Raw genomic sequence first — 23617 nt, 5'->3', positions numbered from 1 at the left:
CGCGCCTATAAGGTGTGCATGTGACTCACTATGACGTCGTCGTTCTCGGAGCCGGTCCCGGCGGCTATGTCGCCGCCATTCGCGCAGCCCAGCTGGGGCTGACCACCGCCATCGTCGAACCGAAGTACTGGGGCGGCGTGTGTCTCAACGTGGGATGCATCCCATCCAAGGCCCTGCTGCGCAACGCGGAGCTGGCGCACATCTTCAACAAGGAAGCCAAGACCTTCGGCATCAGTGGCGAGGCCAGCTTCGACTTCGGCGCGGCGTTCGACCGCAGCCGCAAGGTCGCCGAGGGCCGCGTCGCGGGCGTGCACTTCCTGATGAAGAAGAACAAGATCACCGAGCTGGAGGGCTACGGCACCTTCACCGGCCCCAACTCGATGCGCGTCGCGCTCAACGCCGGTGGTACCGAGGACGTCACCTTCGACAACGCGATCATCGCCACCGGCTCCTCGGTGCGGCTGGTGCCCGGCACCTCGCTGAGCGACAACGTCGTCACCTACGAGACCCAGATCATGACGCGGGACCTGCCGGGCTCGATCATCATCGCCGGCGCGGGCGCCATCGGCATGGAGTTCGCGTACGTCCTGAAGAACTACGGCGTCGACGTCACCATCGTCGAGTTCCTGCCGCGCGCGCTGCCCAACGAGGACGCCGAGGTCTCCAAGGAGATCGAGAAGCAGTACAAGAAACTGGGCGTCAAGATCCTCACCGGCACCAAGGTCGAGTCGATCGAGGATTCCGGCAGCGAGGTGACCGTCGTCGTCAGCAAGGACGGCGCCACGCAGGAGCTCAAGGCCGAGAAGGTGTTGCAGGCCATCGGTTTCGGCCCCAACGTCGACGGCTACGGACTGGAGACCGCCGGTGTCGCGCTCACCGAGCGCGGTGCCATCGCGATCGACGACAACATGCGCACCAACGTGCCGCACATCTACGCCATCGGTGACGTGACGGCCAAGCTGCAGCTCGCGCACGTCGCCGAGGCCCAGGGCGTCGTCGCGGCCGAGACCATCGCCGGTGCCGAGACCCTGACGCTCGGCGACTACCGCATGATGCCGCGCGCCACCTTCTGCCAGCCGCAGGTCGCCAGCTTCGGCCTCACCGAGGAGCAGGCCAAGGCCGAGGGTTACGACGTCGTCGTTGCCAAGTTCCCGTTCACCGCCAACGGCAAGGCGCACGGCCTCGCCGACCCGACGGGCTTCGTGAAGCTGATCGCCGACAAGAAGCACCTCGAGCTGCTCGGTGGTCACCTGATCGGTCCGGACGTCTCCGAGCTGCTGCCCGAGCTGACCCTGGCCCAGAAGTGGGACCTGACCGCCAACGAGCTGGCCCGCAACGTGCACACCCACCCGACGCTGTCGGAGGCGCTGCAGGAATGCTTCCACGGCCTGACCGGCCACATGATCAACTTCTGAGTCGGTTTTGCGCGCGAATGTCGTTGCCGCGATAGGCGGTTTGGTCGTCGGTCACATGCTGTGGCTGCTGGCCATCTCGCTCGCGATGGACACCACCAGCATCAGTTTCTGGGTGCTGGTGGTGTCCGCCGTGGTCTTCGTGGTGGCCGGCGTCGCGGTGTTCTTCGCTCGAAAGTTTCAGGAGCGCAAGGCTTTTGCGAAGTCCGCGTTCCTCTGGTGCCTACCCGTCGCGCCGGTGTTGATGACGCTGGCGGTACTCGGGGTCACCTACCTCTAGGCGGTCGAGCCTGAGCTTGTGTGCCAAATTCTCTTGAAATTTCGCGCACAAGCTCAGGTTCGAGCGCTCTAGTCCGGGAAGTCCAGCGGCACGCGCAGGGTGGCAATGGTCGCCGCCAGCCCGTCGTATTGCGCTGCCAGCAGGCAGAAGTCGATGAGCTGCTTGCGATCGAGGTACGACGCCAGCGACTTCCATGTCTGGTCGGACACCGACCGCGTGATGACGAACTCGTCCGTCGCGGTGATCAGCACGCGCTGCCGGTCGGTGAGACCCTCGGCGTCCGGCCCCTCGAAAATGCGGGCCTGCGTCTCGGCGTCGACGCCGCGGCTGCGGGCCAGGCGGCGGTGCTGCTGCAGCTCGTACTCGCTGCCGCGCAGATGGGCGACGCGCAGGATCACCAGCTCGGCGTCCTTGAGCCCCAGCTTGCTGCGGCCCAGCAGCATGCCGGAGTAGGGCAGGAACGTCAGGAACAGCAGGTGGTGCTGGCCGAGGACGTTGAAGAGCGCAAACCTCGGGGCCCGGATGGTCTTGGCGCCGATCTTGGCGATGACCCAGTTGAGCGGGCCCAGTTCACGGATTCCGCCGGGTTCGATGCGGGCCGGCTCGATGCTGTTCACAATTCCCGAGTCTGGCACAGGCAGGGCGGTCGTAGGGTCGAGCGCCGGCGTGACGTCGCCAAGTTCCAAATTGGTCGCAAATTGCTGGTAGCGACGGCCGACGGCCTATCGTCTATGCGTGTTCACCGAACATTCACCCTTCCTTAAGGAGGGTGTACCGCCCCGGACGAAGGTCGCGATCGGCATTGCGCTGGTCGCGACGTTCATGTGTGCGCTGCAGGTTACGGCCATGCTGTGTGGATTCCGGGGTCCGCTCGAGCGCCTGATCAGCGATTACGTCGGAACTCCGGCGGGGTTCACGGTGCCGTGGGCGGCGTTGGTGGTGGCGCTGGTCGCGGTGCCACGCGAATACCGTTTGCCGATCGCGGGCGCCGCACTGGGGCTCGATGTGGTCTTTGTCGTCGGCCGGGAGTACGTCGGTCTTCCGGCGGCGATGGGTAGCGGCGCGCTGGTCGTGCTGACCGGGCTCGGTGTGTTTGCGCTGGCGCGGTGGACCGGTCCGCGGCGCGACACCGTGCTCAAGGGCGTCGCCACCGGCCTGCTGCTCGTTCTCGCCACCAAGGCCGGAGACGCCTGGCTGACCATCACGTCCCTGACGCGTCCTACCGTTCTCGACGAGTTCGCCGCGCGGGCCGACGTCGCGCTCGGCCAGCCGTCATGGGTGCTGGGCCAGCTGGTGCAGCACCACTCGGTGCTCTACTTCCTGCTGCATTGGGTCTATCTCGAACTGTCTGCCGCCGCGACCGTCGTCGCGATCTACCAGCTGCGCAACGTGACCACGGGTGGACTGTGGCCGCGGCACTTCGTCGTGCGGACCTTCCTGGTGCTGGGCCTGGTCGGCCCGTTGATCTATCTGATGTTCCCGTTGGTGGGGCCCACCTATGCCTTCGGCGCGGCCGGTGGCGGCTTTCAGGTCGGCGACTTCTGGCCGGCGCTGCTGCCGCCCGTCGACGGGCCGGCGGTGCCCCTCGCGTTCGACACGTCGACCCCGCGCAACTGCATGCCGTCGCTGCACACGGCGTGGGCGCTGGCCGTGTTCATCCATTCGAGGTCCGGCCCGCGGTGGCTGCGTGTCGGTGGCACTTGTTGGCTGGTGGGCACTTTGGCCGCGACGCTGGGCTTCGGCTTCCACTACGGTGTCGACCTGGTCGTCGGTGCGGCATTGTGCCTGACGGTGGAATCGGCTCTGCGGGAGCCGATTCGGCCCACTCCTCATGCCCGGCTACGGCTGATTGCCGGTGGTACCGCCGTCATCGTCGGCGTGATGCTGTGCGTTCGCTACCTGTCCGGGTGGATGGCGCAGTATCCGATCATGTTCGGGCTGCTGATCATCGGGGCCCTTGCGACGCTGGCCTACGGCTTCTACGGCACGTTCTTCGCGCGTCCGGGCGCACCTGCGCCGGCGATCGAGCGATTGACGGGCGAAGAGTCAGAAAGTCCGGCGGCGTGACGGCTGGACGACGAAGGCCGTATGGAAGTCGCTTCTCCAACGGATGGCAGATGCCCTCGACTCAGACCCGCGGCAGCCAGCCAGATCCGTAGGGGGACAAGACGAATCCGTGCCCTTGGGAGTCCTTGCACGCGGTGGTGCGCTTGTCGTCGACGCCGCAGGTCACGCCATTGACAGTGAGAGTGTGAAATGGCGGGAGGGTTTTGATGTTGCTCGGATACGGGATTCCGTCGAACGCCGAGTAGATGCCTTGGTCGGTTCCAATGTTGTTTACGCCGTTCACCGCTGGGGGCACCGCAGGAAAGTTGTTGCCTGTGCAGCCCGCCACAGGCGGGTTGAACGAGCACCTGATGCTGTCCGGTGTGAGGAAGACGACCTGGGTGGCATGGATGCCTGGCGTGGACGCGTCGATTTCATAGTCGGTGACGTTGGCCGGGGTGTAGTGGCTCATGTCGGGAAACGACGGTGGGTCTGCCCAGGCGCTGGATTCGAAGGCGATGCTGAGCAGGGTCATCACCGTGACGATGAAAGGAGCTCTGCGGAGTGCTCTCATGTCAGATCCTTCCAGAATCAGCTGATCGGTAATCGTGTCCCGTCCGGTTTGTGTTACTTGGATGCATTGACCTGCACCTGCTGAGTGTCGTAGGGCGCTCCCAGAGCCTGACCGTCCGGACCATTCTGGGTATTCCATTGACTGACAAGGATATTCAGGTCATTGAGCGATGATCCTGGCATGATGTAGCCGCCGTACGGCTGGAAGACGTAGCCCGGTGCTGCAGGCGAGCTCTGCTGGGCCGCAATGATCGGCGGGCCACCCTTGAAAATGTCGGTCGGTGAGTCGCCTACGAGGACTTGAACCTGATTGACGTTGGGGGTGCTGTTGAAAGCGGAAAGCACCGGGCGTCCGTCGATTTCTCGGAAACTCAGTTCGCCGTAGTGCGCGCCTTGTTGGCTGACGACCACGGGCACCTGTCCCGGATTTCCCCAGTCGTTGCCGGTCCACGGCTGCCATGCATTGCGATCCGCGGCGTGCGCCGGATCGACTCGGTACATCGTGACGCCCTGGCTGCGGTCGAACGAGTCTCCCGCTATGTACACCATTCCGTCCTTGCCCTGGTAGCCGCTGACCTGTGTAGGCGGGTTTCCGGGTAAGCCAGGAGCGGAGGGACGCCACGAGCCGGGCACGGGTTGCCAACCTTTGGACGGATCGTTGGAGACCTCGACGAGCCATGAGCCAGCTGTCGGCTTCAGGCCGGAGGTTCCGCTGACCATCATGTAGGTCTTGCCGTTGGCCTGAAATGAGCCGGCAGGCAGGGGATTGGTGTTCGGGTCGATCGCCAATGCTTCCGGTGGGGGCGGGAACAGGACACCTGGGGTGCCGGGGCCGCCCGGGCTGTTGAGCGGCTGGCCGAAGATGGGCCTGCCGTCCTTGTCCCAGCCGACGATCGGCACGGCGACTGAGCGGTAGTGCTCGTTGTCAGGGCCGCCGACCTTGTCGCCCTTGAACGAGTCTCCGAAGACAGCCACTAACCGGCCGTCCGGGAGCTCGACGATCTCCCCGAGGTCGGCGGCACCGATGCCCGGGATGCCGGGCTGCGCCCCCGTGCCGGCAATGGGGCCGAGGTTCTTCACCCCGCCCGGAGGCACCGAACCGTCAGGCCCCGGACCGCCGCCAGGGCCCAGCTTGAATCCGGTCAATTGGGTGCCGATCAGCTTCAATGCCGCGGCGACCTCTGCGTCGACGGTGGCCAATTTCATCGACCGACCGCGGATGGCTGCCTGATATGCGTGCCGTGCGAGCTCGCGCACAAGCAGCATCGGGGCGACGAGAATCTTCGGCAGACGATCGGTGACCGTTAGGTCCTCGCTGACCGAGAACATTTCATCCTCGGCGTCGTCGATCGCCTTGACTGCGTCTCGCTTCGCGGCGCCGATCGTCTGGGCACCCTTGGTAGCCGTCGTTTGAGCGTGCTCGATCCGTTCCAGAACCGAATGGACCTTAGCTACATCAGCCTGCATGCGTGCCTTGGCCTGTTCACCCGCGGTGCCGCTCCAGTCGGCGTTCTCGAGTCCGTGCTGGGCTTTGTCGTAGGCGTCCTTCAGTTTCGTGGCGCGCTGGCCCCAGTCCTTTGCCGCAGCGTCCAGCAACTCGGTGTTCCAAGACTGGACCTGTGACTTCGTCGGCATCGAGATCGGTGCGGTCAAGACTCCTACCGACCCGGCATCGCCCGCGATATGCCTGCGCCGCCCGCGGCGTCAGCGGCTTCGTAGGCTGTGGCGGCCTTGGTCAGGTTGGCACCGAATTCGGTCAGGGCCGTCGCGCATTCACCATCGAGATGATCAATCCCGGCAGACACAGCACTCACCGCCGCAGCGCTTGGTTGCCACGATGGGCCCGACCCGGCGGGCGAGGGCGCCGCCTTCAACCCGACGGCAATCTCGCTGAATTCTCCGGCGAGTGACCGCAGACGTGCGGGATCGACCTTCAGGTTCGAGAGAGCCACGCATCAAGCCTATGCCCGCGCTTGCATGCTGCCCGTCACTGATTCGCCCGCTTCACCACGTACGGCGTCACGGTGCTGCGGTGTTCGTCGAGGTCCAGTTCGCGGCCGAGTGCAGGGAATGCCCGCTGCGGACAGTTGTCCCGCTCGCACACCCGGCAGCCCGAGCCGATGGGCGTCGCGGCGCCGCCGGACAGGTCCAGTCCCTCGGAGTAGACCAGCCGATTGGCATGGCGCAGTTCGCAACCCAGCCCGATGGCGAACGTCTTGCCCGGCTGGCCGTAGCGCGCGGCGCGTCGTTCCACGGTGCGCGCCACCCACATGTAGTTGCGGCCGTCGGGCATCTGGGCGATCTGCACCAGCATCTTGCCGGGGTTGGCGAACGTCTCGTAGACGTTCCACAGGGGACAGGTGCCGCCCGACGACGAGAAATGAAAACCGGTGGCGGACTGGCGTTTCGACATGTTTCCGGCGCGGTCGACGCGGACGAACGACAGCGGTACGCCGCGCATCGACGGCCGCTGCAGCGTCGACAGCCGGTGCGCGATGGTCTCGTAACTCACCGAGTGATACGCCGACAGCCGCTCGACGTCGTAGCGGAATTCCTCGGCGACAGCATGGAATTGGCCATAGGGCAGCACCGCGGCCGCCGCGAAGTAGTTGGCCAGCCCCATGCGGGCCAGCTTCACCGACTCCTCGCTGGTGAAATTGCCTTCGGCCACCAGGCTTTCCAGCAGGTCGCCGAATTCCAGGTAGGCGAGCTCGGCGGCCAGTTTGAACACGTACTGTCCCGACGACAGGTGGCCGCCGATCTCCAGCGTCCGGGTTTCGGGGTCGTACCGGTGCAGCACGTTGTCGCCGAGTTCGAGCCGCTGCACGATGCGCACGTGATGGACGCGGCTCAGCCGCTCGGCCAGCTCGCGGGACAGTTCGGATCGGCGCATGTGCATGCGGAGGATGAATTCCTCGGCCGCGGTGTCGAGTTCGTGAAGGTAGTTCTGGCGCGTGTAGAAGTAGTCGCGCACCTCCTCGTGCGGCATGGTGATGGCCCCGCTGCCACTGCCGTCGGAGAACCGGTCTTCCGTGGCGGCGGCCAGCTGCGCGGTGGACAACCGGTAGCGGCGGTGCAGGTCGACCATCGCGCGGGCCATCGTCGGATGCGTGCTCACCAGGTCGGCGATCTCCGGGATGTCGACGTCGACGCCCAGGTCGCGATCCATCAGCGCCTCGCGCAACTCGGCGACCAGACGGGTGTCGTCCTGCGAGGCGAAGAACGTCGCGTCGACCCCGAACACCTCGGTGATGCGCAGCAGCACGGCGACGCTCAGCGGCCGGACGTCGTGCTCGATCTGGTTGAGATAACTGGGGGAGATGTCGAGCATCTGCGCCAGCGCGGCCTGGCTGAAGCCGCGTTCGCCGCGGAGCTGACGCACCCGTGAGCCAACGAAAGTCTTCGCCATGAAACCAGGCTAGCAATGGTGTGAATACCGTCTTCGCATAATTGGCAAAAATGCCCTGTGGCAGGATCGGGCCGCGGGTGAAATGGGTGATCCAGCCGAGGGGACCCGCGTCGAAGGGACGCCATGAGCACGATCGAAATCGCCGAAAAGACTGACGCGAAGGCCGTAACGGGCCTGGCCAAGGCGCTCGCGCCGGTCCCGGAGGGGCATCCCGACGTCTTCGACACCAGCTGGCCGCTGCGGATGGCCGACGTCGATCGCGACGGCCGGCTCCGGTTCGACGGCGCCTGCCGCCACATCCAGGACATCGGCCAGGACCAGCTGCGCCAGATGGGCTACGAGGACGTCCATCCCGCCTGGGTTGTCCGGCGCACCATGGTGGATCTGATCCGTCCCATCGAGCGCGGCGACATCCTGCGGCTGCGGCGCTGGTGTTCGGGCACGTCGAACCGGTGGTGCGAGATGCGCGTGCGGATCGACGGCCGCAAGGGCGGACTCATGGAGTCCGAGGCCTTCTGGATCAACATGAACCTCGAGACCCAGGGACCGGCCCGCATCTCGGACGACTTCCTGGCGGGTTTGAAGCGGACCGCGACCACGGACCGGCTGCGCTGGAAGGGCTACCTCAAGGCCGGCGCTCGCGACGACGCACTCCGAATCGTGGACTTCCCGGTCCGGGTCACCGACATCGACCTGTTCGACCACATGAACAACTCCGTCTACTGGTCGGTGGTCGAGGACTACCTGCAGACCTACCGTCCCGAGCTGCTCCAGGCGCCGCTGCGGGTGACCATCGAGCACGACGCCGCGGTGGCACTCGGGGACCGGCTGGAGATCATCACGCACGAGTACCCGGCCGGATCGACCGAAAAATTTGGTCCCGAGCTGTGTGACCGCAGTGTTACAACGCTCACATATGTGGTCGGTGACGAGGTCAAAGCGGTCGCCTGCCTGTTCGCGCTCTGAGTGCGCCGATTTAACAGTACGAGCGTACTGACCAGCGCATATCGGTTACCGTCCGGTAGCTTCTGAACCGGTCAAGCACCTCAGCAACTTCGCAATCTTCGCAACTTCGCTACAAGTGTTGGCGAAAATTGGCACTTGTAACCGCTGGACCTGCGGGTATGTGCTGTGTCATCGTCGTTAACAGCACACAAGCGAAGTCGCCGAAGCGTTAACAATCAGCTTGAATCCTGGCGCCCACGGCGACGCGGCTTACCTGCCCAATACGAAGGAGCACAATGTCCAACGTCGGAAAGCCACGTACCGCCGCTGAGATTCAGCAGGACTGGGACACCAACCCCCGCTGGAAGGGCATCACCCGCGACTACACCGCAGCCCAGGTTGAGGAGCTGCAGGGCAGCGTCGTCGAGGAGCACACCCTCGCCCGCCGTGGCGCCGAGATCCTGTGGGAAGGCGTCACCAAGGACGACGACTCCTACATCAACGCGCTGGGTGCACTGACCGGCAACATGGCCGTGCAGCAGGTGCGCGCCGGCCTGAAGGCCATCTACCTCTCGGGTTGGCAGGTCGCCGGTGACGCGAACCTCTCGGGCCACACCTACCCGGACCAGAGCCTCTACCCGGCCAACTCGGTGCCGGCCGTCGTCCGTCGCATCAACAACGCGCTGCTGCGTGCCGACGAGATCGCCCGCGTCGAGGGCGACAAGAGCGTCGACAACTGGCTCGTCCCGATCGTCGCCGACGGTGAGGCCGGCTTCGGTGGCGCCCTGAACGTCTACGAGCTGCAGAAGGCCATGATCGCCGCGGGTGCCGCCGGTACCCACTGGGAGGACCAGCTGGCCTCGGAGAAGAAGTGTGGCCACCTCGGTGGCAAGGTGCTGATCCCGACCCAGCAGCACATCCGCACCCTGACCTCGGCTCGCCTGGCCGCCGACGTCGCCAACACCCCCACCGTCGTCATCGCGCGTACCGACGCCGAGGCCGCCACCCTGATCACCTCGGACGTGGACGACCGCGACAAGCCGTTCGTCACCGGTGAGCGCACCGCCGAGGGCTTCTACAACGTCCAGAAGGGCATCGAGCCCTGCATCGCGCGTGCCAAGGCCTACGCCCCGTACGCCGACATGATCTGGATGGAGACCGGCGTGCCGGACCTCGAGGTCGCCCGCAAGTTCGCCGAGGCCGTCAAGGCCGACTTCCCGGACCAGCTGCTGTCCTACAACTGCAGCCCGTCCTTCAACTGGAAGCAGCACCTGGACGACGCCACCATCGCCAAGTTCCAGCGTGAGCTCGGCGCCATGGGCTTCAAGTTCCAGTTCATCACGCTGGCCGGCTTCCACGCCCTCAACTACTCGATGTTCGACCTGGCCTACGGCTACGCCCGCGAGGGCATGACCGCCTACGTCGACCTGCAGGAGCGCGAGTTCGCGTCTGAGGCCCGTGGCTACACCGCCACCAAGCACCAGCGTGAGGTCGGCGCCGGTTACTTCGACAAGATCGCCACCACCGTGGACCCGAACACCTCGACCGCGGCTCTGAAGGGCTCGACCGAAGAGGGACAGTTCCACTGAGTTTGCGAAGTGGAACCGAGGGCTTGAGTCACTGAGTCCTCTGGCTTTTACGGCAGGCCCCGCTCAGAAACTGGGCGGGGCCTGTCGCATATCTTCAGAAGTAATCACGAGGAGAGGACAGCGGTGAGCAACGCAATCGAACGAGTCGGGGTCATCGGAGCCGGGCAGATGGGCGGCGGCATCGCCGAGGTCTGTATCAAGGCAGGCGCACAGGTCCTGGCGTTCGAGCCGACCGAGGCGCTGACCACCGCCGGCCGGGAGCGGATCACCAAGTCGCTGGACAACGCCGTCAAGAAGGGCAAGCTGTCCGAGGCCGACCGCGACGCCGCGCTGGGTCGACTGAGCTTTACCAACGACCTGGCCGACATGGCCGACCGTCAGCTCGTCATCGAGGCCATCGTCGAAGACGTCAACGTCAAGACGAAGGTTTTTTCTCAGCTTGACGAGATCATCACCGACCCCGACGCGGTACTGGCGTCGAACACGTCGTCCATCCCGATCATGCGCATCGCCGCCGCGACCAAGAACCCGAGCCGGGTGCTCGGTCTGCACTTCTTCAACCCGGTGCCGGTGCTGCCCCTGGTCGAGCTCATCTCCTCGGTGACGACCGCCCCCGAAGCCGCCGCGCGCGTCGAGACTTTCGCCGGCGAGGTGCTGGGCAAGAAGGTCGTGCGGGCGTCGGATCGCTCGGGCTTCGTTGTCAACTTCCTGCTGGTTCCCTACCTGCTGGCCGCCATCCGGATGGCCGAGTCCGGCTTCGCCACCGTCGAGGACATCGACACCGCCGTCGTCGCCGGGCTGTCGCACCCGATGGGCCCGCTGAAGCTCGCTGACCTGGTGGGCCTGGACACCATGAAGCTGATCGCCGATTCCATGTACGACGAGTACAAGGAGCCGCTGTACGCGGCCCCGCCGTTGCTGCTGCGCATGGTCGAGGCCGGCCAGCTGGGCAAGAAGTCCGGCAAGGGCTTCTACACCTACTGACAGACGCCGGGTTGGAGCCTGACAGTAATTTTCGTTAACCTTGCGTGCGGGTTGTTTTTCGCTGGGCCCGTCAGGGCGCGCACGTACGGGTATGTCAGCTGGCCGCAGCATGCGGTCGCGCCGCCCGTCCCGGCGAACGTAAACGCAAAGGATAGATACCGACATGTCACAAGCCGACATCGATTTGACCCCCCATTACGAGGAGTCGCAGTCGATCTACGACATCTCGAATGAGTTCTTCGCCCTCTGGCTCGGCCCGACCATGGGTTACACGTGCGGTTACTACGAGCGCGAGGACATGACTCTCGAGGAGTCGCAGAACGCCAAGTTCGACCTGGCGCTCGGCAAGCTCGACCTGAAGCCGGGCATGACCCTGCTCGACATCGGCTGTGGCTGGGGCGGCGCGCTGGAGCGGGCCATCACCCAGTTCGACGTGAACGTCATCGGCATCACACTCAGCAAGGCGCAGTCCGAGTACGCCCGCGAGCGGCTCGCCAAGATCGACACCAACCGCAGCATCGAAATCCGCATGCAGGGTTGGGAAGAGTTCGACGAGCCCGTCGACCGCATCGTCTCGATCGGCGCGTTCGAGGCCTTCAAGCAGGAGCGCTACCCGATCTTCTTCGAGCGGGCGTACAACATCCTGCCGGAGAACGGCGGCCGGATGCTGCTGCACACGATCCTTGCGCACACCCAGCAGTTCTTCCGCGAGAACGGCATCAAGCTGACCATCAGCGACCTGAAGTTCATGAAGTTCATCGGCGACGAGATCTTCCCCGGCGGGCAGCTGCCGGCCGTCGAGGACATCGAGCAGCTCGCCGCGGGCTCGGGCTTCACGCTGGAGCGCACCCACCTGCTGCGCCCGCACTACGCGCGCACGCTGGACATGTGGGCGGCCAACCTGGAGGCGGCCAAGGACGAGGCCATCGCCCTGCAGGGCCAGGAGGTCTACGACCGCTACATGAAGTACCTGACCGGTTGCGCCGACTTCTTCCGTCGCGGCATCACCAACATCGGTCAGTTCACGCTGGTCAAGTAGCTTTTCCGAAAAGCCGCCCCCGACGCCGTCGGGGGCGGCTTTCGTTTCGGCTCTCTCTTGGCCGCGCCGGGCCCTAGGCCTCCGCCAGCCGCTTCTTCTCCGCCTCGACATCGAAATCCGCTGGTGGCCAAGACAACTCGAGTTGTTCGAGCGCCTCGATCAACAGCTCGGTGATGGCCAGCCGCGAGTACCACTTGCGGTTGCAGGGCACGACGTGCCACGGCGCGTAGTCGGTGGAGGTGCGGTCCAGCACCGCCTGGTACGCCTCCTGGTACTTGGGCCACAGCAGCCGCTCGTCGATGTCGCCCGGGTTGAACTTCCAGTACTTGTCGGGCCGGTCGAGGCGCTCGGCCAGCCGCTTCTTCTGCTCGTCGAGCGAGACGAACATCGCCACCTTGATGATCGTCGTCCCGGCGTCGACGAGCTCGCGCTCGAAGGCGTTGATCTCGTCGTACCGGGCTTCCCACACCGGCGGCGGTACCAGGTTGTGCACCCGCACGATCAGCACGTCCTCATAGTGCGACCGGTCGAAGACCCCGATGTGCCCGGCGGTGGGCAGCGCGTTGCGGATTCGCCACAGGTAGTGGTGCGACAGCTCTTCCGCGGTGGGCTTGCCGAAGCTGGAGTAGCGAATTCCCTGCGGATTACCGGCTCCCACAACATGTTTGACGATGCCGCCCTTGCCTGCGGTGTCCATGCCCTGCAACACCAGCAGGATCGAGCGGGTGTCGCCGGAGCGGCTGTTGGCGTACAGCATCTCCTGCAGTTCGGCGAACCGCGCGTTGCGTTCGGCCTGCAGGTCGGGGGCGTCGGCCTTCTTGCCGCGGAATCCGGGAGTCGCGTCCGGATCGATGTCGCTCATGCGCAGACCGGGTTTGAACTCCAGGTGCTTGTGCGGTTCGTGGGTCCACAACGACGGCAGATCGGAGGTCACGCGATCAGTGAAGCAGATGACTCGGCAGTGTCGGGGATGGATGGGGCTGCGAGTTGAACACCTCGAGTGACCCGCCGACCTCGACGATGCCGCGCAGCGCGCTCCACGACAGCATGGTCAGGTAGTCGATGAGCTCCTTGGCCGTCATGCGGGGATTCGACATCCACGAGTGGGTGGCCAGCTGGACGCCGCCGACGGTGTGGAACGCCCAGGCCTCGACGCCGCCGGTGTTCATGCCGGCATGCGCCATGCGCCGGCGCAGCACGACGGCGAGCATCCGCGCGATGATCTGCTCGGAGTCGGCGATGGCCTTGCTCTTGCTCGCCGAGCTGTTGGCGAAGACGAAGGGGTAGATCTCCGGCTCGGCGGCGACGGTGTCGACGTACACCCGGATGATCTCGCGGGTGAGTTCGAAGCCGTCGAGGTTGGACGACAGCGCCGACGCCATGTTGGGGATCAGCGTGGTTTGCGCGAACCGCATCATCACGGCGGTCGTCAGATCGTTCTTGTCGACGAAGTAGCGGTAGAGCACGGTCTTCGACACGCCGATCTCGGCCGCGATCTCGTCCATGCTGACGTTGCTGCCACGGCGCCGGACGGCTTCGAGGGTGCCGTCTACCAGTTCGTTGCGGCGATCGACCTTGTGTTGGTGCCAGCGTCGTTTACGCCCGTCGGCTTTTGCCGACGAGGGTGCGTTTTGCTGTGCCACGGTCGCAGTACGTCCATTCCGCTAGGTCCGCTTAATAATACGGGGCGACCATGCCTGGCATACAGGATGATGGAAGCGTGGCACACCGACCCAGGCCGGGAACTGGAGCTCATCCGAAGCACCAGGCATCCCTCGAACCGCACGTCAGCCTCGCGGAGTCGTTTGCCGGCGCGGACCGGACGGCCGACGAAGAGCGACGCCGCAACCTGCGCCGGATGAAAGCGGTCGCGCTGAGCTTCCTGCTCGGTGCGACGGTGCTGTTTGCGGTGTGCACGTGGTTGCAGTCCCGCGGCGGCGCGTACAGCTGGACCGGGCCGTGGGTGGGCTATGTGCGGGCCGCCGCGGAGGCCGGCATGGTCGGCGCGCTGGCCGACTGGTTCGCCGTCACGGCGCTGTTCCGGCATCCGCTGGGCATCCCGATCCCGCACACCGCGATCATTCCGCGCAAGAAGGACCAGCTCGGCGAGGGGCTCGGCACCTTCGTCCGCGAGAACTTCATGTCGCAGGAAGTGGTGGAGACCAAGCTGCGCGACGCCCAGGTCGCCAGCCGGCTGGGCAAGTGGCTGTCGGAGCCGGTGCATGCGGCCCGGGTGGCCGCCGAGGCGTCGACGGTGCTGCGCGTACTGGTGGAACTGCTGCGCGACGAAGACGTCCAGCATGTGCTGGACCGGATGATCGTCAAGCGGATCGCCGAACCGCAGTGGGGTCCGCCGGTCGGCCGGGTGCTGGAGAGCCTGCTGGCGGAGCGGCGGCAGGAGGCCCTGCTGCAGCTGCTGGCCGACCGGGCGTTCCAGTGGTCGCTCAACGCCGGCGAGATCATCGAGCGGGTCATCGAGCGGGATTCGCCGACGTGGTCGCCGCGCTGGGTCGACCACCTCGTCGGCGACCGGATCCACCGCGAGCTGATGGACTTCACCGACAAGGTGCGGCGCAACCCCGAGCACGAGCTGCGGATGTCGGCGACCAAGTTCCTCTTCGATTTCGCCGACGATCTGCAGAACGACGAGGACACCATCGCGCGGGCGGAGCGGATCAAGGAGCAGATCCTGGCGCGCGACGAGGTGGCCCGCGCGGCGGAGACGGCGTGGAGTACCGCCAAGCGCATCATCCTCGAATCGGTGGACGACCCGTCGTCAGTTTTGCGCACCCGGATTGCAGACTCGGTGGTGCGCATCGGGGAGTCCCTGCGGGACGACGCGGAGCTCCGCGACAAGGTCGACAACTGGCTCGTCAGGGGCGCAAAACACCTTGTGGCGCAATATGGGACGGAGATCACAGCCATCATCACGGAGACCATCGAGCGCTGGGACGCCGACGAGGCGAGCCGGCGAATCGAGCTCCATGTGGGTCGTGACCTGCAGTTCATCCGTATCAACGGCACCGTCGTCGGATCGCTGGCGGGCCTGGTCATCTACACCATCGCCGAGCTTTTCGTCTGACAGTGCTAGCTGGCGCTTGCTAGCGCTTGCAATAGTTAGCACCCCCTCGTACCGTTGTTTTGGTACGGACCGCCAACCAAAAGCGGTCGACGAAGACAGGGGTACGACATGGCGCAGGATGCAGATATCGCCGCCGTCATGTCGAATGCAGCCCAGGACATCGGCAGCTTCATCCGCACCCAGCGGGAGGCTGCGCAGGTCTCGGTCCGCCAACTCGCGGAGAAGGCGGGCGTCAGCAACCCCTACCTGAGCCAGATCGAGCGTGGCCTGCGCAAGCCGTCGGCCGATGTGCTGAACCAGATCGCCAAGGCGCTCAGGGTTTCGGCCGAGGTGCTCTACGTGCGGGCCGGAATTCTGGAGCCCAGCGCTGCCGGCGAGGTGCGTGACGCCATCATCGCGGACCTCTCGATCACCGAGCGGCAGAAGCAGGTGCTGCTCGACATCTACACGTCCTTCCGGCAGCAGAACGATGCCGAGTCCAAATCGCTTCCTGATCAGCCTGAATTGGAAGCCGCGAGTGAGGAGCAGACAACGACGACTGACACTCACCAAGTAGCGAACTGACCAACGCAGTACCCGAGAAAGGAAACAACGAACATGGCAGAGAACAAAGAGACCAGCCAGCCCACCATCGAAGACTTGAAGGCCCCCCTGTTCGCCGCCGTCGGCGCCGCGGACCTCGCCCTGGCCACCGTCAACGAGATCGTCGCGAGCCTGCGTGAGCGTGCCGAAGAGGCCCGCACCGATGCCAACGCGCGTGTCGAAGAGGGCCGCGCCCGCCTGACCAAACTGCAGGAAGAACTGCCGGGCCAGGTTGAGGAGCTGCGCGAGAAGTTCAGCACCGAAGAGCTGCGCAAGGCCGCCGAGACCTACGCCGAGAACGCGCAGGCCACCTACAACAAGCTGGTCGAGCGTGGCGAGGCCGCGCTGGAGCGCCTGCGCACCCAGTCGTCGATCGAGAGCGTGCGCGAGCGCGTCGAGGACGTCCGTGGCCGCGTCGAGAACTACACCGAGCAGGTCACCGAGCTGACCCAGGACGCCCTGGGCAACGTCGCCAGCCAGACCCGCGCCGTCGGTGAGCGCGCCGCCAAGCTGGTCGGCGTCGAGCTGCCCGAGAAGGAAGAGGCCCCGGCCAAGAAGGCTGCCCCGGCCAAGAAGGCGCCGGCCGCCAAGAAGGCCCCGGCCAAGGCTGCTGCGACCAAGGCCGCCCCGGCCAAGGCTGCCGCCAAGGCTCCGGCCAAGAAGGCTGCTCCGGCCAAGAAGGTCACTCAGAAGTAATCAGGTTCGACGTCAGGGACGTAACCCACATAGGCTGAGGGCGTGTACCTCGGAAGCCTGGTGGGTTACGTCCTTTTCGCATTGCAGATCGCGGTGCTGGCCACGACCGTCTATGCGTTCGTGCATGCCGCCATGCAGCGGCCGGACGCCTACACGGCGGTCGACAAGCTGACCAAGCCGGTGTGGCTGGCGATCCTGGGCGGTGGTGCCGTCCTGGGCTGGATCATCGGCCCGCCGGTGGGCGCGGCGATCGCCGCCTGCGCCACGGGTGTCTACCTCGTCGATGTGAAGCCCAAACTCCTTGAGGTCCAAGGGAAATCCCGGTAATCGGTGCGTTCGATCCTGTGCGGCGTGCTGGCCGCCGCGGCGTTGACGCTGGCTCCGCCGTCCGCCGCTGATCCCACCGAACCCGTTCCACAACCCGTTCCGTCGCCGCCCTACGTCGACCACACCCGGTGGACGCAGTGGGACGGTGCGACGAGCCTGCGGGTGTACCCGACGTCGGCCGGCCGGCGCGCCTCCGGCCTGGGCGCCACGCAGTCGGGGGACGAGGCCTGGGCCGAGGTCCTGACCCTGGCACCTGACGCCGACACCCCGGGAATGCGCGCCCAGTTCATGTGCCACTGGTATTTCGCCGAGGCGGGCGCGCCCGGCAAAACCAGCTGGAATCTCGAGCCGTGGCGCCCGGTGGTCGACGACAACCAGATGGTGAGAGCACGTTGCAATCCCGGTGGCACAGAGGAGCCGTTCTGATGAGTTGGACCCGCCAGCAGGTGGCCGCACTGGTCGACCACACGCTGCTCAAGCCCGAGGCGACCGCCGCCGACGTGGCGAGCCTGTGCTGGGAGGCCGCCGATCTGGGGGTGTGCGCGGTCTGTGTGTCGCCGTCGATGCTCGGCGCGGTCGAGGTACCCGAGCGCGTCAAGATCGCGACCGTCGTCGGATTCCCGTCGGGCAAGCATGACTCGCAGATCAAGGCCCGCGAGGCGGCGTTGTCGGTCGTCGGATCCGACGGCCGGCGCGGTGCCGACGAGGTCGACATGGTGATCGACGTGGGCGCCGCCATCGCCGGCGACATCTCGGCGGTGTTCGCCGACATCGCCGCGGTCCGCGGGGCCGCCCCGACGGCGGTGCTGAAGGTGATCGTCGAGTCCGCGGCACTGCTGACCATGGCCGGTGCGCCGACGCTGGCCGACGTCTGCCGCGCGGCCGCCGATGCCGGCGCCGATTTCGTGAAGACCTCCACCGGATTCCACCCGGCGGGCGGTGCGTCGGTGCAGGCCGTGGAGATCATGGCGCAGACGGTCCCGGCGCTGGGTATCAAGGCCAGCGGCGGCATCCGGCAAGCCGCCGACGCCGTGGCCCTGCTGGACGCCGGCGCCACCCGGCTCGGCCTGTCCGGTACCCGCGCCGTCCTCGACGGCCTCAACTAGGGATTTGTGCACGATTTTCCGCGGTCACCGCGGAAAATCGTGCACAAATCCCTGGGGTCAGCGGGGGGATCAGAGGCCGGAGAAGCAGCTGTCCTGCTGGCCCAGCGGGATCGTCGCGTTCTTGGTGCCGAACTTCGCGGTCACACCGGTACCGGTCACCTGCAGGGCTTCCGGCTTGATGCCCATCGGGTAATCCTTCGTCAGCTGCGAGGCGAACAAGTCCAGCGCCGGCTGAATCGACTCGCGGGGCAGCAGGAAGCCCAAGCCGGTGAGCTGCTCCACCTTGAGCGAGATGGTGCCGTCCGACAGCGTCGGCTTGGCCACGATCTGGGTCATCGGCGCATCCAGCACGATGGTGCCCGACGACGGGTCGGTGGTGACGTCGGAGACCAGGCCACCGAGCACCGGGACGGTGTCGGCGATGGTCTGCTTGATGCCGTCGGCCGACCAGGTGACGGTCGCGTCGAGCGCACCGATGGTGCCGGCCGACTTCGCGGTCTTCTCGAGCTTGACGTCGTCGATCTGGATCTGGGCCTTCATGCCCTTGGCGAACCGCAGCTGATTGCCGGCCGTGGTCACCGTGATGTGGTCGTAGTGCTGGTTGGCGACCTGCCACAGGAACGGGGTCGCGCCGAACTGGACGTCGACCTTGTCCTGGACGACGCACTGGACGGACTGCGAGACGACGCTGTTGCCGCGGCTGCGCGCGTAGAACTCGCCGCCGACCACACCGGCCGCCGACAGCGCGAGCGCGATGACGATGATCAGGATCAGCGACATCGGGTCGCGCAGCAGGTCCATGACACCGCGGCGCTTCTTGGGCGGGTCGGTGGCGGGCACCTGCTGGGGCGCCGGGTAGGAGGTCGGCGGGACGTCGCCGCCGTAGGCGGGCGGTGCCGGAGTATCGGCGCCGTAGGCGGGCGGGACGTCGGCTGCCGGTGCCGGTTGTGCGTCGTTCGTCAGCACCTCGGTGGGCTGGGCACCCGGGGCCTCCGGGGCCTGCTGCGCAGGCTCGGCGGATGGTGCAGCGTCCTCATTGGTGGGGCGGGCCCAGGGGTCAGTCACCCTTGCGATTGTGCCTTACGCGGAATCGTGGTGCGGTTGCGCAGCACGGCGATGGTCTCGCGGGCGCGCTCGACCGCGGCCAGGTCGACGTCGGTGACCAGCAGTTCCGGCTCGAGCCCCGCCTGCACCACGATGTCCGCTGTGGGGGAGGCCACCAGACTGCCGCCGCTGCCGGTCGGGCCCTTCTTCGCGAGTTCATCACCGGGGTACGGCTGGTCGACGGCGGCGACGAAACAGCCGGTGTCGAGCGCCCGGGCGCGGGCCAGCAGCGTCCACTGCTCGAGCTTGCCCGGGCCCGACCCCCACGAAGCGTGGACGGTCAGCAGCTTCGCTCCGCGTTCGGCGAGTTCCAGGTGCAGCTCCGGGAAGCGGACGTCGTAGCACGTCGTGAGGCCGACGGGCACGGCGCCGTCGGCGGTCGGCACGTCGATCACGATGGGCTCGAAACCTCTTGCGACCGTGCGTGATTCGTCGAAGCCGAAGGCGTCGTAGAGGTGGATTTTGTGGTAGTGCGCGTCAACGCCCGGGCCGGTGGCGAGCAGCGTGTTGGTGACGCGGCCGTCGGCGGTCGGGCAGAACATGCCCGCCACCACGGTGACGCCGGCACGTTCGGCGAGGTCCCGGACCGCGTCGGCCCACGGGCCGTCGAGTGGTTGCGCCACGGGCGCGAGCGGGACACCGAACCGGCACATCGTCGCCTCGGGGAACAGCACCAGTTCGGCTCCGGCGTCGGCGGCGCGCGCCGTGTGATCGGCGACCAGTGCCAGGTTGGCCTCGGGGTCGGTGCCCGTGCCGAGCTGGGCCAGTGCGATGCGCATGCGCCCCAGCGTAATCAGCGGGTGCAGGCCAGCGACGGATCTTTGGTCACCGCCATGTGCCGCACGGCGTCGTCGACGCGCTCGCGCGACAGTTCACCGGCGTCGACGGCCTGCTGCAGCCGGTCGAGGACGGCCGGCACCTCTTTGGTGGTGATCCACAGCGCGGTGTCGGCGCCGGCCTGCAGGGCCTTGAGCACCGCCTCCGGCACGCTGTAGCGCTGCGTGATGGCGCCCATGCTGGACAGGTCGTCGGTGAAGACGGCGCCCTGGAACGGGCGTCCGCCGTAATCGCCGGTCCGCAGCAGGTCGTACGCGGCCTTGGACAGGCTGGCCGGGTCGGTGTCGGTGAGGCCCGGCACCTGCATGTGGCCGACCATCACGGCGACGGGCAGCTGCGTCGTCAAGGTCTGGTAGGGGACGAGGTCCAGCGTCTGGAGCTGCTCCAGCGGCGGCGTGACGACGCCGCCCTGATGTGAATCGCCGGAGGCATGGCCGTGGCCGGGGAAGTGCTTGAGTACCGGCAGTACGTCGGCGTCACGCAGGCCGTCGGCGTATGCGCCGGCGTAGGCGGTGACGCCGTCGGCGGTGTTGCCCCACGACCGGTCGCCGATGACGGTGCCGTCGGCCGCGTTCGTGATGTCGACGACGGGTGCGAAGTCGATGGTGATGCCGAGTTCCTTCATCGCCTGGCCGCGCAGTCGGGCGATCTCCCGAACCTGCTCCGGGGTCTTGCCGGCGGCAACCAGCTCACGCGCTGACGGCTGGCTGCCGATGAGCCCTTTCAGCCGCTGCACCCGGCCGCCCTCCTCGTCGACGCTGACCGCCAGCGGCAGCGGCCGCGGTTCCTGCGCTAGCGCGGCGAGGGGCGCGCCGAGCATCGAGTAGTCGGTCCAGCTGGTGATGAAGATGCCCCCGACCTCCTGCTCCCGGACGACGGCCTGGGCGTCGGCCAGGTTCTTGACCCCGACCATCAGCAGCTGGGCCAGCTTCTGGCGCGGCGTCAGCGCGGTCACGACGGTGTCCAGCCGGCACGGGGGTGGCGCCGCGGCGGCCGGGGACGACGTCGCAGGAGATTCGGTCGGTGTGGGGGCGGGCCGCGGCTTGCTCATGACGGCCGCGATGATCAGCGCGACGACGATCACCGCCGCGGCCGAGGCCAGGACGACCGGCGACTGCAGTCGGCTGCGGGGTGACGACATACGGCGAACCCTATGCGCTCGTCGTCACGATGTGGGCGCGACGGCCGACCACGGCACCGTCAGCACGCCGTCGCGCAGCCGGCGCCGCGGCGGCTCGAGCGGCAGGCCCTCGGCCACCAGCAGGTCGAGCATCGCGCGCCACCGGACGCGCGGCCCGAACACCCCGTGCCCGGCCGAGGTGGCCCAGGCGCGGTCGGCGGCCTGCAGCAGCCGGTGGATCGGCTGGCCCGGAACATTGTGGTGGATAAGCACTTTCGGTAGGCGCTCGGCCAGATCGGAGGGCCGTTCGATGGCGAACGGGTCGCACGACAGCGTCAGGCTCACCGGCCCGTCGGCGTCGAGCAGGACCCAGCAGCAGCGTCGTCCCAATTCGTCGCAGGTGCCGTCGACCAGCAGCCCGCCCGGTGCCAGCCGCCCCGTCATCTCCGCCCATGCGGCGGGTACGTCGGCGACGTCGTACTGCCGCAGCACGTTGAACGCGCGCACCAAAACCGGTGTGTGCCCGGCCAATTCGAAGCCGCCGAGGCCGAATTCGACGATGTCGCCGGCCAGTTCACGGGCCAGCCGTACCCGCTCCGGGTGGATCTCCAGACCGACGACCCGCACATCGGCCCGGACCGTGCGCAGCCGTGAGGCCAGTTCCACGGTGGTCACCGGAAGCGCGCCGTACCCGAGGTCGACGACCACGGGGTCCGGCGCGGCGCGCAGCAGCGCCCGCACCCGTGGCGAGTGGACCAGCCAGCGGTCGCTGCGGCGCAGCCGGTTGTAACCCGTGGTGCCGCGCGTCGGCTGGCCGACAGGTGTACTCCGTGGCTGGCCCACGGGCGAATTCATGGCCCGAGTTTATGGGCGGCTCACCAGCGGGCGGCGATCCAGTCGTCGGTGAATTTCTGCTCCAGCTCGATCAGATACCGCAGCTGCTGGCCCAGCATGGACTCGAGCTTGCCGCCGACGAGCGGGATGCGGACCTCGACGTTCGCCGAGAAGTCCAGTCGCGCACCGTCACCGGCGGCCGTCAGGACACCCGTGCCGGTGATGGTCGCCGGCGCGCCGGGGACGCGGCTGCGCACCGTCCCGATGGCCCGGCCGTCGGTCAGCGGGCCCCAGTGCTCTTCGCGCACCAGGCTGAGGTCACCGAAGTGGAACTGCGTGACGATGCTGGGCAGGCCGGCCGCGCGCATGGTCTGCGTCGTGGTGATGTCCGTGCCGCCCCGGCCGTCCTCGGCGAACGAGTCGAGCGCCGAGACGTCGGCGCTGCCCTCCGCCAGCCGGTCCAGCCAGTAGTCCTTGTTGCAGAAGGCGGTGTGCACCTGCGCCACGGTGCCGAGGTATTCGGCAACCATGTCGAAAGAGCGGGCCATAATCGGCCACGCTACCGTTAGCGGCCGTGGTCAGTTCGGATATCGGGGGCGCGGCGGTCGACTACGACGTGCCGCTGGCACCCCTGACCTCGTTCCGCGTCGGACCGGTGGCAGCCCGCCTGATCACCTGCGATACCACCGCCAAGGTGGTCGGCGCGCTCACCGCGCTGCGGGATCACCCGGGCCCGGTGCTGGTGCTGGCGGGCGGGTCGAATGTGCTGGTGGCCGACGATCTGCGTGATTTGACGGTGGTGCTGCTGGCGAACACCGAGATCACCGTCGACGGCAACGTGGTGCGCGCCGAGGCCGGCGCGCTGTGGGACGACGTCGTCGTGGCCTCGCTGGCACACGGGCTCGGCGGGCTGGAATGCCTGTCCGGCATCCCGGGCTCGGCCGGGGCGACACCGGTGCAGAACGTCGGCGCCTACGGGGCCGAGGTCGCCGACGTCATCACCCGGGTCCGGTTGTTCGACCGCGAAACGGGGACCGACAGCTGGGTGAGCCCCGAGACGCTGGATTTCGGCTACCGGCACAGCGTGCTGAAGAACTCCGACCACGCCGTCGTGCTGGAGGTGGAGTTCACCCTGAACCCGGACGGGCTCAGCGCCCCGCTGCGGTACGGCGAACTGGCGACCCGCCTGGGCGCCGAGCCGGGTACCCGGGTCGATGCGGTCAAGGTCCGCGAGGCGGTGCTGGCGTTGCGGCGCGGCAAGGGCATGGTGTCCGACGCCGCCGACCACGACACCTGGAGCGCCGGCTCGTTCTTCACCAACCCGGTCGTCGCACAGGACGTTTTCGAACGCATCCAGGCCGCCACCGACGGTCCCGTGCCCAATTACCCCGCGCCGAACGGGGTCAAGCTGGCGGCCGGCTGGCTCGTGGAACACGCCGGTTTCGGCAAGGGATACCCGGGTGACGGCGCTGCGGCCCGGCTCTCGACCAAGCACGCGCTGGCCCTGACCAACCGGGGCTTTGCTGGCAGCGCCGACGTATTAGCGCTGGCCAGGACGGTTCGGGACGGCGTCAAGGCCGCTTTCGGGATAGATCTCACACCGGAACCGTGCTTAATCGGCTGTTCGCTGTAGGTAAATTCGAACCTGTGAG

At 67.0% G+C, this 23617-nt stretch carries 26 protein-coding genes; 14 read left to right on the top strand and 12 right to left on the bottom strand.

Going from position 1 to position 23617, the window contains the following annotated elements:
* Positions 1-20 precede the first annotated feature (20 nt).
* Both lpdA and ACZ5IQ_RS24520 read left to right on the top strand, forming a co-directional pair.
* Complete coding sequence (gene lpdA / locus ACZ5IQ_RS24525; RefSeq protein ID WP_464480403.1) at positions 21-1415, top strand: dihydrolipoyl dehydrogenase; 1395 nt, start codon at positions 21-23, stop codon at positions 1413-1415.
* 55 nt (positions 1416-1470) lie between these two features.
* Positions 1471-1692: a hypothetical protein gene (locus ACZ5IQ_RS24520; protein WP_464480402.1), complete on the top strand. Its 222-nt coding sequence runs from the start codon at positions 1471-1473 to the stop codon at positions 1690-1692.
* Between the two features lie 68 nt (positions 1693-1760).
* Here ACZ5IQ_RS24520 and ACZ5IQ_RS24515 read toward each other — a convergent pair whose 3' ends face one another.
* The gene (locus ACZ5IQ_RS24515) at positions 1761-2309 is read right to left on the bottom strand and encodes a carboxymuconolactone decarboxylase family protein (RefSeq protein ID WP_212807084.1); all 549 of its coding nucleotides are present in this window, start codon (positions 2307-2309) and stop codon (positions 1761-1763) included.
* Between the two features lie 118 nt (positions 2310-2427).
* Between ACZ5IQ_RS24515 and ACZ5IQ_RS24510 the strand changes: the two genes are divergently transcribed.
* Entirely contained in the window at positions 2428-3759 is a 1332-nt protein-coding gene (locus tag ACZ5IQ_RS24510) for a phosphatase PAP2 family protein (RefSeq protein WP_406803767.1), read from the top strand.
* Between the two features lie 61 nt (positions 3760-3820).
* On the opposite strand, the gene ACZ5IQ_RS24505 is transcribed toward ACZ5IQ_RS24510, so the two are convergent.
* The 4 genes from ACZ5IQ_RS24505 to ramB form a co-directional block, all read right to left on the bottom strand.
* Positions 3821-4273: a hypothetical protein gene (locus ACZ5IQ_RS24505; protein ID WP_318986620.1), complete on the bottom strand. Its 453-nt coding sequence runs from the start codon at positions 4271-4273 to the stop codon at positions 3821-3823.
* Positions 4274-4365: 92 nt separating this feature from the next.
* The gene (locus tag ACZ5IQ_RS24500; protein WP_406803768.1) at positions 4366-5964 is read right to left on the bottom strand and encodes a DUF4185 domain-containing protein; all 1599 of its coding nucleotides are present in this window, start codon (positions 5962-5964) and stop codon (positions 4366-4368) included.
* A gap of 5 nt (positions 5965-5969) precedes the next feature.
* On the bottom strand, positions 5970-6263 hold the full coding sequence (locus ACZ5IQ_RS24495) for a type VII secretion target (RefSeq protein ID WP_406803769.1): 294 nt from the start codon (positions 6261-6263) through the stop codon (positions 5970-5972).
* A gap of 35 nt (positions 6264-6298) precedes the next feature.
* Positions 6299-7720 carry an acetate metabolism transcriptional regulator RamB gene (gene ramB, locus ACZ5IQ_RS24490; protein WP_212807082.1) on the bottom strand — a complete coding sequence of 474 codons (1422 nt, stop codon included), beginning with the start codon at positions 7718-7720 and terminating at the stop codon, positions 6299-6301.
* Positions 7721-7843: 123 nt separating this feature from the next.
* Here ramB and ACZ5IQ_RS24485 point away from each other — a divergent pair, with 123 nt between their 5' ends.
* The 4 genes from ACZ5IQ_RS24485 to ACZ5IQ_RS24470 all read left to right on the top strand — a co-directional run bounded on the left by ACZ5IQ_RS24485 (position 7844) and on the right by ACZ5IQ_RS24470 (position 12277).
* Positions 7844-8686 carry an acyl-[acyl-carrier-protein] thioesterase gene (locus ACZ5IQ_RS24485; protein WP_212807081.1) on the top strand — a complete coding sequence of 281 codons (843 nt, stop codon included), beginning with the start codon at positions 7844-7846 and terminating at the stop codon, positions 8684-8686.
* Positions 8687-8961: 275 nt separating this feature from the next.
* A complete protein-coding gene (gene aceA / locus ACZ5IQ_RS24480) occupies positions 8962-10254 on the top strand; it encodes an isocitrate lyase (RefSeq protein ID WP_212807080.1) in 1293 nt (430 codons plus the stop codon).
* A 123-nt stretch (positions 10255-10377) separates the two neighbouring features.
* Positions 10378-11238: a 3-hydroxybutyryl-CoA dehydrogenase gene (locus ACZ5IQ_RS24475; protein ID WP_212807079.1), complete on the top strand. Its 861-nt coding sequence runs from the start codon at positions 10378-10380 to the stop codon at positions 11236-11238.
* Positions 11239-11401: 163 nt separating this feature from the next.
* Entirely contained in the window at positions 11402-12277 is an 876-nt protein-coding gene (locus ACZ5IQ_RS24470; RefSeq protein ID WP_020101165.1) for a cyclopropane mycolic acid synthase family methyltransferase, read from the top strand.
* A 73-nt stretch (positions 12278-12350) separates the two neighbouring features.
* Here ACZ5IQ_RS24470 and ACZ5IQ_RS24465 read toward each other — a convergent pair whose 3' ends face one another.
* Together ACZ5IQ_RS24465 and ACZ5IQ_RS24460 are read right to left on the bottom strand one after the other, a co-directional pair.
* On the bottom strand, positions 12351-13211 hold the full coding sequence (locus ACZ5IQ_RS24465; RefSeq protein WP_244872769.1) for a polyphosphate kinase 2 family protein: 861 nt from the start codon (positions 13209-13211) through the stop codon (positions 12351-12353).
* Between the two features lie 4 nt (positions 13212-13215).
* Complete coding sequence (locus ACZ5IQ_RS24460; protein ID WP_212807078.1) at positions 13216-13920, bottom strand: TetR/AcrR family transcriptional regulator; 705 nt, start codon at positions 13918-13920, stop codon at positions 13216-13218.
* 50 nt (positions 13921-13970) lie between these two features.
* Here ACZ5IQ_RS24460 and ACZ5IQ_RS24455 point away from each other — a divergent pair, with 50 nt between their 5' ends.
* The 6 genes from ACZ5IQ_RS24455 to deoC all read left to right on the top strand — a co-directional run bounded on the left by ACZ5IQ_RS24455 (position 13971) and on the right by deoC (position 18070).
* Positions 13971-15359, top strand: a complete 1389-nt coding sequence (locus tag ACZ5IQ_RS24455; RefSeq protein WP_212807077.1) for a DUF445 domain-containing protein — start codon at positions 13971-13973, stop codon at positions 15357-15359.
* A 108-nt stretch (positions 15360-15467) separates the two neighbouring features.
* Entirely contained in the window at positions 15468-15923 is a 456-nt protein-coding gene (locus tag ACZ5IQ_RS24450; RefSeq protein ID WP_135356103.1) for a helix-turn-helix domain-containing protein, read from the top strand.
* Between the two features lie 33 nt (positions 15924-15956).
* Positions 15957-16637, top strand: coding sequence for a heparin-binding hemagglutinin (locus ACZ5IQ_RS24445; protein WP_212807076.1), 681 nt, complete (start codon positions 15957-15959; stop codon positions 16635-16637).
* 42 nt (positions 16638-16679) lie between these two features.
* Complete coding sequence (locus tag ACZ5IQ_RS24440) at positions 16680-16964, top strand: DUF2516 family protein (protein WP_020101171.1); 285 nt, start codon at positions 16680-16682, stop codon at positions 16962-16964.
* Positions 16965-16988: 24 nt separating this feature from the next.
* Entirely contained in the window at positions 16989-17390 is a 402-nt protein-coding gene (locus ACZ5IQ_RS24435; RefSeq protein ID WP_371824583.1) for a DUF2599 domain-containing protein, read from the top strand.
* The gene (gene deoC, locus ACZ5IQ_RS24430) at positions 17390-18070 is read left to right on the top strand and encodes a deoxyribose-phosphate aldolase (protein WP_212807074.1); all 681 of its coding nucleotides are present in this window, start codon (positions 17390-17392) and stop codon (positions 18068-18070) included. The genes ACZ5IQ_RS24435 and deoC overlap by 1 nt, the downstream gene beginning before the upstream one ends.
* A gap of 69 nt (positions 18071-18139) precedes the next feature.
* On the opposite strand, the gene ACZ5IQ_RS24425 is transcribed toward deoC, so the two are convergent.
* From ACZ5IQ_RS24425 to ACZ5IQ_RS24405, 5 genes are read right to left on the bottom strand one after another with little or no spacing between them, the layout of a single operon-like run.
* A complete protein-coding gene (locus ACZ5IQ_RS24425) occupies positions 18140-19135 on the bottom strand; it encodes an LmeA family phospholipid-binding protein (RefSeq protein ID WP_212807073.1) in 996 nt (331 codons plus the stop codon).
* A complete protein-coding gene (locus ACZ5IQ_RS24420) occupies positions 19132-19953 on the bottom strand; it encodes a carbon-nitrogen hydrolase family protein (RefSeq protein ID WP_212807072.1) in 822 nt (273 codons plus the stop codon). The genes ACZ5IQ_RS24425 and ACZ5IQ_RS24420 overlap by 4 nt, the downstream gene beginning before the upstream one ends.
* 14 nt (positions 19954-19967) lie before the next feature.
* Entirely contained in the window at positions 19968-21152 is a 1185-nt protein-coding gene (locus ACZ5IQ_RS24415) for a glycoside hydrolase family 3 N-terminal domain-containing protein (RefSeq protein ID WP_212807071.1), read from the bottom strand.
* Positions 21153-21176: 24 nt separating this feature from the next.
* A complete protein-coding gene (locus tag ACZ5IQ_RS24410; protein ID WP_212807070.1) occupies positions 21177-21986 on the bottom strand; it encodes a methyltransferase domain-containing protein in 810 nt (269 codons plus the stop codon).
* A gap of 20 nt (positions 21987-22006) precedes the next feature.
* A complete protein-coding gene (locus ACZ5IQ_RS24405; RefSeq protein ID WP_212807069.1) occupies positions 22007-22513 on the bottom strand; it encodes a DUF2505 domain-containing protein in 507 nt (168 codons plus the stop codon).
* 26 nt (positions 22514-22539) lie between these two features.
* Here ACZ5IQ_RS24405 and ACZ5IQ_RS24400 point away from each other — a divergent pair, with 26 nt between their 5' ends.
* Positions 22540-23598, top strand: coding sequence for a UDP-N-acetylmuramate dehydrogenase (locus ACZ5IQ_RS24400; RefSeq protein WP_464480401.1), 1059 nt, complete (start codon positions 22540-22542; stop codon positions 23596-23598).
* The last annotated feature ends 19 nt before the right edge of the window (positions 23599-23617 follow it).

This window comes from Mycobacterium toneyamaense (assembly GCF_055384815.1).
Note: the sequence above shows the minus strand (reverse complement) of the source record. Positions and strands in the feature narration are given on the sequence as shown.